The organism is Pirellulales bacterium (assembly GCA_036499395.1).
In the GTDB taxonomy this organism is placed as follows: Bacteria; Planctomycetota; Planctomycetia; order Pirellulales; family JACPPG01; genus JACPPG01.
In genome coordinates this window covers 1-1,603 of the sequence record DASYDW010000115.1, presented here as the reverse complement: position 1 = coordinate 1,603, position 1,603 = coordinate 1, and the positions used below count along the sequence as shown (strand labels likewise).

Sequence of the window (1,603 nt, the reverse complement as noted above, 5' to 3'; positions counted from 1 at the left end):
ATGTCGTAGCGTCGCCGCGGGCGCGTCCAGTTGCTGATGATCTGATCGAGCTCAGCCTGATTTGTGACCCGCGCCTCGTTGGTGGCGAATTTAGTATCAAGGACAAGACCCGGCTGTTCCATCACAGAGCACAGGGCTTCGAACTGTACCTGGGTCTCGCACGCGATGAAGATCCACCAATCCTGATCATTACGATCCCTGCCTGCGCAACGATACGTATTGTGCGGGGCCAGGGCCGGAAACACCGCGCGATTGCCCGGCGGAAAATCCGGCCGACGGGTGCGTCGCCCGTTAACTTGGTAATCGAGCATGTAGGTGCCAAGCATCGACATCGCCCCTTCAGTGACCGAGTAGTCGATATGGCAACCCTTACCCGTCTTCTTCGCTTGCAGCAGACCCTGGATCAGCGAAAGTCCGCCCATCCAGCCGCCCATGACATCAAGATACGAGAACCCCCAGCCCGCGGGCGGCTTGCCGGGCAAGCCCGAGGCCAGCGTCAGACCGGATTGCGCGGCGGCCGTCGGCCCGTAGCTGCGATAAGTTTTCCAATCGCCCGTGTGCCCAAAACCCGACGTACTCATGTAAACGAGCCGAGGATTGATGGCGCGGAGCCGCTCCCAGGTAAGGCCCCAGCCCGGCAACACCTCGGAACTGAAGTTTTCCACCAGCGCGTCGCACATGCCGATGAGACGCTCTACGATCTTCAATCCTTCCGGACTTTTGGTGTTGAGACTGATAGCGAGCTTTCCGTTGTGCAGCGTATTAAAGTAAGGCGCGGCGTAGAGTTTCGGCCGTTCGGTGGCAGAAGCCGACTCGTCGCGATGCGTGTTGAACTGGGGGTCTGAATAGACCTTATTCAAACCCAGCGTTTGAGCCACCTTGGGCTCGTCGGTCACGATGCTGGGGGTTGCGTTGTAGCGGTGATCGTCCCAACCCCCGGCACGCTCGACATGAATGACTTCGGCGCCGTAATGCGTGAGCAAGCGCGCCGACCACGGACCTACGGTCTTCCAGGTGAAATCGAGAACGCGCACACCGCTGAGCACGCCGGGACGGGCAGTTGAGGGGGTGTTCATCGGACGACTCCCGAAGTGCGCAGTGCCATGATCGCATCGGCCAACAGGCCCAGATCGTCCGCCAATACGTGCTGGGTGTGTTCGCCAAGATTCGGCGCTCGCCCGCGCGGCTCAATGCCCAAGGCATCACACGCGAACGGACCGCGTGGATACGGGATCGCTCGGCCAATCTGCGGATGCTCGATCGAGCGCCAATAGTCGCGCTGCCGGTAATGCGCGACGTCGTAATTCTCTTCGGCGGCGTGAACCAGCCCCCACGAGATGTTGTAAGACTGCGCGCGATGGAAGCATTCTTCGCCATCGCTGGCGGCGATCAGACGCGCGATGGCGTCACGTATGACATTGCCCGTCCGGTATTCCGACATACGAAACGTTTCGTCCTGGAACTTCGGATCGTGCAGCTCGCCTGTCACGCCCTTTTCGTCCATCCACTTGATCAGCTTCTCCCACACCGGCCGGCCAAAATTCTGCATCACCGCCATCATGTACTTGCCGTCGGCTGTCGGTAGCTGCAACGGAGGCTGCCG

Annotated in this window: 2 protein-coding genes; both read right to left on the bottom strand. The window is 60.4% G+C overall.

Features of this window, described 5'->3' with window-relative positions; translation table 11 throughout:
* Positions 1-1,076 (bottom strand): CoA transferase (locus tag VGN12_20250; protein HEY4311790.1); only part of this gene is annotated, 1,076 nt, incomplete at its 3' end.
* Positions 1,073-1,603 (bottom strand): CoA transferase (locus tag VGN12_20245; protein ID HEY4311789.1); only part of this gene is annotated, 531 nt, incomplete at its 5' end. The genes VGN12_20250 and VGN12_20245, both read right to left, overlap by 4 nt.